The organism is Rhodococcus sp. NPDC049939 (genome assembly GCF_040656415.1).
GTDB lineage: Bacteria > Actinomycetota > Actinomycetes > Mycobacteriales > Mycobacteriaceae > Rhodococcus_F.
The window spans coordinates 1-1353 of the sequence record NZ_JBFAMC010000020.1 but is presented as its reverse complement, the minus strand read 5'-3'; the positions used below and the strand labels follow the sequence as shown (position 1 = coordinate 1353).

The window sequence follows — 1353 nt, the reverse complement described above, 5'->3', positions numbered from 1 at the left end:
TCGGGTGGTAGACCGCGCGCGATTGCGTCGTTGGGGATCGTGCTCGGCCTCGGTGCGTTCGGGACGCTGGCGGCGTGGAGTGATACCGCGACGGCAACGTCGGGTGTGTTCTCGACCGGTTCGATCGATCTGCAGATCGACGGTCAGCAAGCGAATCCGGACGCGTACGCGTTCACGGCGTGGTCGAAGTCGGGTTTGTACCCGGGCGAGCGGTCGAGCGCGAAGTTGCCGATACAGAACACGGGATCGACGCCGCTGAATTACACGGTCACGGCGACGGCGTCGTCGTCGGACATGGCCCCGTACATGGTGTTCGTGCTCAAGGATGGCGAGCCGAATGGTGAGTCGGGTAACAGGTGCAGTGGTGAGAATCTCGGTCCGGTTGTGTGGATGGAGAAGGGCGGCACGGTGGATGCGATCACCGAGCCGAGGACGTTGCAGCCGGGGGAGAGTGAGTATGTGTGCTTCCAGATCAGGTTGCATCCGGACGCGGCGGATACCGCGGATACGAACAACAGTGTTGAGGGCAAGTCCGTGGACGTTGCATTCAACTTCCACGCGACGACTGCCTGAGAATCATGACTACGCGAACAAATCCGACCGGATCGGATCCTAAACCAACTACCGGCAGGTCTGAGCCGACTTCGATGGGGGACAAAGACTTCGATGACGTACCGACGCAGCAGTTCGAGATGCGGGTTGGTCCTGTGAACGCGACCCGAAACTTGACCACACGGATTCTGACGTCCCGAATCCTGCCGGCGCGGCCGTTGATGGCACTGGGTGCGGTGGGTGTGTCTGCTCTGGTGGCGACCACCGCGAGTACCACCGCGGCGTTCACCGATACCGCGTCCGTGGCGAGTACGTTCACCGCGAACGCGAACTTCTACCCGACCCCGGTGGTCACCGACACGAACTGCAAGACGGTGGGCGGTTGGCTCGCTGATGACGCGAAGGTTTCCTGGACCGCCCTGGGGGATACCCCGATGGGGGATGATTACGAGTACGAGGTCGTCGTCCGCCGCGATAGCAACGGAAACGTCAAGACACGAAAGAACGTGGGTACAAGCACGTCGTATACGGCCGATATCAACGACACCGGTAGGGATTACACCGTCGAGGTGCACACCGTGAACGGCCCGAGGACCTCGTCTGGGTGGCGTGGCCAGAGGGTCCAGGCCAAGACGGTCACTATCACAAAGTGCGACGGCGGTGAGAGGTACGTCCGGAACGAGTCCTGGGAGGACGTGCAGAGTGCCAAGAGCCTGAGCTTGGCGTCGGCGAAGCTGGCGTCCGAGGAGCCGGTCGCAGAGGTGATCGAGGAGCCGATCGAGGACACAGCGGATGAGCCGA

General features: G+C 62.2%; 1 protein-coding gene and 1 pseudogene. Both read left to right on the top strand.

All coding sequences use genetic code 11. From position 1 onward, the window contains the following. The coding region (locus AB0I57_RS20075) for a SipW-dependent-type signal peptide-containing protein (protein ID WP_358339348.1) at positions 1-573 on the top strand (573 nt) is incomplete at its 5' end. A gap of 74 nt (positions 574-647) precedes the next feature. After that, positions 648-1353 (top strand): annotated as a pseudogene (locus AB0I57_RS20070) (hypothetical protein); the annotation flags it as partial.